Origin of the sequence: Enterobacter sp. CM29, from assembly GCF_013179605.1 — a bacterium.
GTDB classification, from domain to species: domain Bacteria; phylum Pseudomonadota; class Gammaproteobacteria; order Enterobacterales; family Enterobacteriaceae; genus Enterobacter; species Enterobacter intestinihominis.
In genome coordinates this window covers 1-7,389 of sequence record NZ_JABMCU010000213.1, presented here as the reverse complement: position 1 = coordinate 7,389, position 7,389 = coordinate 1, and the positions used below count along the sequence as shown (strand labels likewise).

Sequence of the window (7,389 nt, the reverse complement as noted above, 5' to 3'; positions counted from 1 at the left end):
CTTTCACCGACGGGCCGGCAAAGGCGTACTCTTTACCCGCAGGCTGTTTCAGGAAGCCTTCGCTCGCGGCGACTTCATCCTGAAACGCGGCATCCAGACGGCCTGCCGCCAGGTCAGAGTAGATCAGATCCTGGTTCTGGTAAGCGACCACATCGACGCCTTTCTCGCGCCAGTTAGCATTGGCGTAACCTTCCTGGGTCGAGCCCTGAAGCACGCCAACATGTTTGCCTTTCAGCGAGTCGATGGTCGGCTGGATTGGCGAGCCTTTCGCGGCAATCAAACGTGAGTCGGCAGCGTAGAGCTTCTCTGAGAAGGCGATCTCCTGCTGACGTTTTTCCGTGATGGAGAGAGAAGAGATAATGGCATCAATTTTCTTGGCTTTCAGCGACGGGATCAGCGCGTCAAAGTCACTGCCCACCCATGTGCATTTCACTTCCATGCGTTTGCACATCTCATTTCCCAGATCGATATCAAACCCCACGAAGTCGCCTTTCGCATCCTTGGAGGAGAATGGCGCGTAGGTTGCGTCTGTACCGATACGAACTGTCTGTGGTAGCGCTGCATAGCTACTTGCTGCTGCACTCAAGCCCACGAGCAAAGACAGAGCCAGAACCGTCTTCTTCATACATTTACCCTCAAGAACCGTGATTTTATTATGGTTTATGTTGTGTGTTGTGTTGCAGGCTGCTCTTGCAGGTCTTATGCCACATTGTCGTCGGGTTAAAACTACGACGTTAAATATGTTAATAAAACGTTGCGATACTGCCTTAATGGTGAAAGATAGCAGGTCTGCCGAACGAACCGGAAAGAGAAAAAGGGAAAAAGCGAATTAAATGTCGAGGATATGATCGCGGTTGCAGTTTTGCCCTGAAACAGGGCAAACAGTCATTTCATGCACCTTGCTTGTGCACAGCTTCACGCCCCCTGCCAGCGGGTAAAGAGATCTTCCGGCAGGTCTATATCGAACTGATCCAGCACGCGGTTAACGGTCTGGTTGATGACATCGTCCAGCGTTTGTGGACGATGATAGAACGCGGGGACCGGCGGCATTATCACAGCTCCCAGTTCGGCTGCCTGCGTCATTAAACGCAGATGTCCCAGGTGCAGCGGCGTTTCCCGCACGCAGAGCACCAGAGGACGACGCTCTTTCAGCACCACGTCCGCCGCACGCGTCACCAGCGTGTCGGTATAGCTGTTTACGATACCGGAGAGGGTTTTAATCGAACAGGGCAAAATAACCATGCCGGCCGTTTTAAACGAGCCCGAAGAGATGCTGGCGGCGATATCGCGGGCATCGTGGACAACATCAGCCAGGGCCTGAACGTCGCGCAGAGAGAGATCGGTTTCAAGAGAGAGGGTCTGACGCGCCGCCTGGCTCATCACCAGATGAGTTTCTACGCCTGCAACGTCACGCAGCACCTGTAACAGCCGGACGCCATAAATCGCGCCGCTGGCACCGCTGATCCCTACAATGAGTCGTTTCATGATTTTTGCCCTTGCTGATTTCAGGGCTGACTGTGCAGGATTTTACGGGGAGTTGCAAGTGAGGGCGAGCCCCCTCACTTGCCGGAGCATCAACCTTCGTTGTGCATCTCTAAGCTTTCGAGATCGTTTTGCAGCTGGACGGCTTTCGCATCGTCGTTACGCAGAGAATCAAGGTAGTCGAGATACTGCTGGTCTACGTCTTTTGTCACGTAGATCCCATTGAATACCGAGCATTCGAACTGCTGAATATCCGGGTTCTCGGTGCGCACCGCATCGATCAGATCGTTCAGATCCTGGAAAATCAGGCCGTCGGCCCCGATGATCTGGCGAATCTCATCCACTTCTCGGCCATGCGCAATCAGCTCATTAGCGGTTGGCATATCAATGCCATACACGTTCGGGAAGCGAATTTCCGGCGCTGCGGAGGCGAGATATACTTTCTTCGCCCCGGCCTCACGCGCCATCTCGATGATCTGCTCAGACGTCGTGCCGCGCACAATGGAGTCGTCCACCAGCAGCACGTTCTTGTCGCGGAACTCGGCACGGTTAGCGTTCAGCTTACGACGTACGGACTTACGACGCAGCTGCTGGCCCGGCATGATAAAGGTGCGGCCAACGTAGCGGTTTTTCACGAAGCCCTGACGGTACGGCTTGTCCAGAATACGGGCAATTTCCAGCGCGATATCACAGGAGGTTTCAGGGATTGGGATCACGACGTCGATGTCGAGATCGTCCCACTCGCGGGCAATCTTCTCGCCCAGCTTCGTCCCCATGTTGACGCGCGCGCTGTAAACGGAAATTTTGTCGATGAACGAGTCCGGACGCGCGAAGTAAACGTATTCGAACAGGCACGGGTTGCTCACCGGATTGTCGGCGCACTGGCGGGTAAACAGCTGGCCCTTCTCGGTGATGTAGACCGCTTCGCCTGGCGCGACATCACGCAGGAATTCGAAGCCCAGCGTGTCCAGCGCCACGCTTTCGGAGGCAACCATGTACTCGGAACGGCCATCGCCGAGGTCACGTTTGCCGAGCACCAGCGGGCGAATGCCATTTGGATCGCGGAAGGCCACCATGCCGTGACCGATAATCATCGCCACGCAAGCGTACGCGCCACGGATCTGGCGATTAGTCGCGGCAACGGCGGCAAAAATGTTGTCTGCTTCCAGCGGATAATGGCGGAAGTTATCCAGCTCGCTGGCAAAGATATTGAGCAGGATTTCAGAATCAGAGGTGGTATTAATGTGGCGACGTTTCTCTTCAAACAGCTTTTTACGCAGCTCGTGGGCATTAGTCAGATTGCCATTGTGGGCAAGCGTGATGCCATACGGGGAGTTAACGTAAAAAGGCTGAGCCTCAGAGGCGCTGGAACTGCCAGCAGTAGGATAACGAACGTGACCGATCCCCATATTACCTTGCAGACGCTGCATATGGCGGGCTTCAAACACATCGTTTACCAGGCCGTTCGCCTTGCGTAAACGGAAGCAGTTGTTTGCATCAATGGTGATGATACCCGCAGCATCCTGCCCACGGTGCTGAAGCACCGTTAACGCGTCATAAATCGACTGGTTTACCGGCATGAAACCGGCGATACCGACAATACCGCACATTCGTCTTTTCCTCGTTAAGCCACATCTCAGGGTTTATGCCCTGGGCAAGAAACTCGACGAGCTTTGCAGATAGTCAAAGAACCATCTGATGATGAAGCTGAACTCCGGAATGAGCTGCGATTTTTGCCAGTCTTCACTTTTGGAGAACCCGGTAAAGGTATCCAGGAAGAACAGGATCGCGGCCACAATCAGTACGCCTCGCAACGCGCCGAAACAGATGCCGAGCACCCTGTCCGTTCCTGACAGACCGGTTTTCTCGACCAGCTGACCTATCACGTAATTGACGATAGCGCCGACAATCAGCGTCGCGATAAACAGCACCGCGATGGCGATTCCGTTTTGGACCAGTTCATCTTCAAAGCCCGTGAACCAGACAGACAGGTAAGTGTAGTAATGACTGGCAACAAAGAAAGCACAACCCCAGGTTACCAGCGATAACGCTTCACGAACAAAGCCACGGATCAGGCTAACCAGACAGGAAAAACCAATCACCGCAATGATGGCGTAATCAATCCAGACCATATGTGTCCCACGATTAAACGCCCTGTCATCCAGTTCGGGGCGAATTCTAACAGAAAAAGAAAACGTTTGCGTAGGGATTTCCTTCCCACGCGTAAATAAAAAAGGCGCTGAAAAAATGCTCAACGCCCCTCCGCCTGACGTCTCTGTGGACGTCTGCTTTCTCCCCCTCACCCTAACCCTCTCCCCAAAGGGGAGAGGGAATTATTTGCACCCTCTCCCCTTTGGGGAGAGGGCCGGGGTGAGGGGAGCCTTATCAGTTCGCGCTGTAGTTCATCACCACACCGCTCAGCCCGGAGATCTGCTTCAGCTCGCCAAGCGAACCTTTGAGCTTATCTTTAGACGCATCCGGCCCCACGAGGATACGGGTAATTTTACCCTGTACCGGCGTGGTGGGTGAAGTATAAACACGGTATCCCGCGCCGCGCAGTTTACTCACAATCTCATTGACCTTATCTGCATTTTTCAATGCACCGAGCTGAACGACATAGGCTTTGCCGGTAGGGGCCGCGTCCTGTTTCGCCGGCGGTGGCGTTTCTGAAGCGGCTGCCAGTTGCTCGGCCGCTTTATCCCGCTGCGGTTTCGGCTGCGGCTTCTCCACCGGTTTCGGCTTCTCAACAGGCTTAGGCTGTTCTACCGGCACCGGATCAATCTCGATGTTATTGTTCGTCGCCAGACGCGACGGGTCAAGAGACGGCGCGGCTGCATCACCTGCGCGCACCTCTTCCGCTGCGCCTTCAGGCGGCTGGGCTGGCAGCGCCTGCGTTGCCGCTGGCAGCATATCGGGCTCGTCGCGATCGCCCGGTTTGGGTACCAGCGGAATGGCCGCAAATTCATCCTGGTAATGCTTTTTCTGCCCGTCGAGCAATCCCGGGAGAATAATCACCCCGAGCGCGACCAGCACAATGGTTCCTGTTAAACGGTTCTGAAACTTACTCGCCACCGGTTCTCCCCGCGTCCATCACTTCCATGACATGTGCCACCGTGTGGAATGACCCACACACCAGCACGGTATCTTCTGGTTTAGCCTCCGCCATCGCGGCACGCCAGGCCGAAACCACACTGCTGTAGATTTCGCCTTTGCCGAGATGTTCCATCAACTGCTCAGCAGTCGCGCCGCGCGGCCCTTCCAGAGGAGCACAATACCAGCTATCGACCACACTCTCCATGCAGGCCAGCGTGCCGCCGATATCTTTATCATGAAGCATACCGATAACCGCCAGCACGCGCCCGGTTTTTGGTAACGATTTGAGACGTCCTGCGAGGTACGCCGCCGCATGCGGGTTATGTGCAACATCCAGAATCAGACGCGGTGACTCACTCACAATCTGAAAACGTCCCGGCAGCAGTGCGTTCTGAATGCCATCGCGGATTGCCTGCTCGCTCACCGTTAACCCGCTGGCGCGCAGGGCTGCCAGCGCAGTCGCCGCGTTAGGCTGTGGCACCTGCGGCAGCGGCAGATTCTCCAGCACGCCCTGCGCGTCGCTGAAGCGCCAGCCGTTGTCCTGCACCTCATACTGCCAGTCCACGCCGCGACGCAGCAGTCGAGCACCCTTCTCTTTCGCCACTTCAGCGATGGTATGTGGCATGTCCGGTTCGCCAACCACGGCAGGCTTATCGGCCCGGAAAATACCGGCCTTCTCACGGCCAATGCTTTCGCGGTCGGGCCCCAGCCAGTCGGTGTGATCCAGCGCGATGCTGGTGACGACGGCGACATCCGCATCTACCATATTTGTGGCATCCAGACGCCCGCCCAGCCCCACTTCCAGGATCACCACGTCCAGTTGCGCCTGCTTAAACAGCCACAGCGCCGACAGGGTGCCGTATTCGAAATAGGTTAATGAGGTATCGCCGCGCGCGGCTTCGATAGCGGCAAACGACGCCGTATGGGCCGATTCGGCCAGCTCGGTGTTTTGCACCCGCACCCGCTCGGTGTAGCGCACCAGATGCGGCGAGCTGTAAACGCCTACCTTATAACCGGCTGCCATCAGGACAGATTCCAGCGTGCGGCAGGTGGTGCCTTTACCGTTAGTGCCGGCCACGGTAAACACGAAAGGCGCAGGTTTCAGCACGTCAAGGCGCGCGGCAACCTGGCTTACGCGCTCAAGGCCCATGTCGATAGTTTTACTGTGCAGGTTTTCCAGATAAGAAAGCCACGCGGCCAGGGGCGACGTGGCTTGAGGAATGCTTTTATTTTCCATGATGCCCGGTTGTCATTAACGGTTTAGAAAGCAAAAGGGCAGCGCCATTTGGCCCTGCCCTTTTCAGTTATCAGGCCTCGGGTTCCTGATCCGGTACCACCACGCCTTCGCGCGGCTCGTCCGGGCTCGGCGACGGCAGATTCATCAGCTTCGCCAGGACGCTTGCCAGTTTGAGGCGCATCTCCGGGCGGCGGACGATCATGTCGATAGCACCCTTCTCAATGAGGAACTCACTGCGCTGGAAGCCCGGCGGCAGTTTCTCACGTACGGTCTGCTCGATAACGCGAGGACCGGCAAAGCCGATCAGCGCTTTTGGCTCAGCGATGTTCAGGTCGCCCAGCATCGCGAAGCTTGCAGAAACGCCGCCCATGGTTGGGTCGGTCAGTACCGAGATGTACGGCAGACCGCGCTCCTGCATTTTCGCCAGCGCGGCAGAGGTTTTCGCCATCTGCATCAGGGACATCAGCGCTTCCTGCATTCGTGCGCCACCGGAGGCGGAGAAGCAGATCAGCGGGCAGTTGTCTTCCAGCGCCTGCTCAACGGCACGCACGAAACGCGCACCAACCACAGAGCCCATTGAGCCGCCCATAAAGGCGAACTCAAACGCGGCGGCAACCACCGGCATCTCATGCAGGGTGCCTTTCATGACGATCAGCGCGTCTTTCTCGCCGGTCTCTTTCTGTGCAGAGGCCAGACGATCTTTGTATTTTTTGGAGTCGCGGAACTTAAGCACATCTTTTGGCTCCAGTTCGCTGCCCAGTTCTACCAGAGAACCTTCGTCCAGCAGGCTATGCAGGCGGTTGCGCGCCGACATACGCATATGGTGGTCACACTTCGGACACACCTCAAGATTGCGTTCCAGCTCTGCGCGATACAGAACCTGGCCGCAGCTATCACACTTCGTCCATACCCCTTCAGGAATGCTCGCTTTACGCGTTGGGGTAATGTTGCTTTTAATTCGTTCAATCCAGCTCATTGATAACCTTTCTGCCTGAACCTGGTCGTATGCCAGTTTTGCTGTAAGAGGCGAATAATGCCATTTTTGCCTCCAACAGACCATGAATGTTGCACATTAAAACATAACAGCCCGAAACTTTGGATAAAAAAGTGGTCGAACCGCCAGCGTGCATTTACTTCGCTTGTTTTGCCGCCGCGCGTTTGTGACGAATAATTTCGATCACACCCGGCAGAACGGAAAGCACAATAATCGCTACAATCAGTAACTTAAGGTTTTCCTGAACCACCGGCAGATCGCCAAACAGGTAGCCCGCATAGGTAAACAGCAGTACCCACAGCAGCGCGCCCACCACGTTGTACATGGCAAAATGACGATAGGACATGTGACCCATTCCCGCTACAAACGGTGCAAATGTGCGCACAATAGGCACAAAACGGGCAAGGATAATGGTTTTACCGCCATGGCGCTCATAGAACGCATGGGTCTTATCTAAATAACTGCGGCGGAAAATCTTCGAGTCCGGATTACTGAACAACCGCTCGCCAAACACCCGCCCGATAGTGTAGTTGACCGCATCACCAATAATCGCGGCGATGATCATCAGGACGACCATCAGGTG

8 protein-coding genes are annotated in these 7,389 nt (G+C 55.6%); all 8 read right to left on the bottom strand.

Translation table 11 applies throughout. From position 1 onward, the window contains the following. Positions 1 to 625 (bottom strand): lysine/arginine/ornithine ABC transporter substrate-binding protein ArgT (gene argT, locus HP459_RS19845; RefSeq protein ID WP_171936696.1); only part of this gene is annotated, 625 nt, incomplete at its 3' end. Between the two features lie 290 nt (positions 626 to 915). Further along, positions 916 to 1,485, bottom strand: coding sequence for a UbiX family flavin prenyltransferase (locus HP459_RS19840; protein ID WP_015572254.1), 570 nt, complete (start codon positions 1,483 to 1,485; stop codon positions 916 to 918). Positions 1,486 to 1,574: 89 nt separating this feature from the next. Continuing rightward, complete coding sequence (gene purF / locus HP459_RS19835) at positions 1,575 to 3,092, bottom strand: amidophosphoribosyltransferase (protein WP_045308690.1); 1,518 nt, start codon at positions 3,090 to 3,092, stop codon at positions 1,575 to 1,577. A gap of 33 nt (positions 3,093 to 3,125) precedes the next feature. Beyond that, complete coding sequence (gene cvpA, locus HP459_RS19830; protein WP_171936695.1) at positions 3,126 to 3,614, bottom strand: colicin V production protein; 489 nt, start codon at positions 3,612 to 3,614, stop codon at positions 3,126 to 3,128. Positions 3,615 to 3,867: 253 nt separating this feature from the next. Next, positions 3,868 to 4,554, bottom strand: coding sequence for a cell division protein DedD (gene dedD, locus HP459_RS19825; RefSeq protein ID WP_023300639.1), 687 nt, complete (start codon positions 4,552 to 4,554; stop codon positions 3,868 to 3,870). Then, a complete protein-coding gene (gene folC, locus HP459_RS19820; protein ID WP_046619055.1) occupies positions 4,544 to 5,812 on the bottom strand; it encodes a bifunctional tetrahydrofolate synthase/dihydrofolate synthase in 1,269 nt (422 codons plus the stop codon). Before folC ends, dedD begins: the two co-directional genes overlap by 11 nt. Positions 5,813 to 5,882: 70 nt before the next feature. Further along, positions 5,883 to 6,788 (bottom strand): acetyl-CoA carboxylase, carboxyltransferase subunit beta, encoded by a 906-nt coding sequence (accD, locus tag HP459_RS19815; RefSeq protein ID WP_022648854.1) that lies wholly within the window; start codon positions 6,786 to 6,788, stop codon positions 5,883 to 5,885. A gap of 154 nt (positions 6,789 to 6,942) precedes the next feature. Continuing rightward, a partial coding sequence (locus HP459_RS19810) for a DedA family protein (RefSeq protein WP_171936694.1) occupies positions 6,943 to 7,389 on the bottom strand: 447 nt, incomplete at its 5' end.

Excerpts from the sequence above, each read along its gene's own strand:
- cvpA (WP_171936695.1), bottom strand. The coding sequence starts at position 3,614 with ATGGTCTGGATTGATTACGCCATCATTGCGGTGATTGGTTTTTCCTGT.
- folC (WP_046619055.1), bottom strand. The coding sequence starts at position 5,812 with ATGGAAAATAAAAGCATTCCTCAAGCCACGTCGCCCCTGGCCGCGTGG.
- HP459_RS19840 (WP_015572254.1), bottom strand. The coding sequence starts at position 1,485 with ATGAAACGACTCATTGTAGGGATCAGCGGTGCCAGCGGCGCGATTTAT.
- purF (WP_045308690.1), bottom strand. The coding sequence starts at position 3,092 with ATGTGCGGTATTGTCGGTATCGCCGGTTTCATGCCGGTAAACCAGTCG.
- accD (WP_022648854.1), bottom strand. The coding sequence starts at position 6,788 with ATGAGCTGGATTGAACGAATTAAAAGCAACATTACCCCAACGCGTAAA.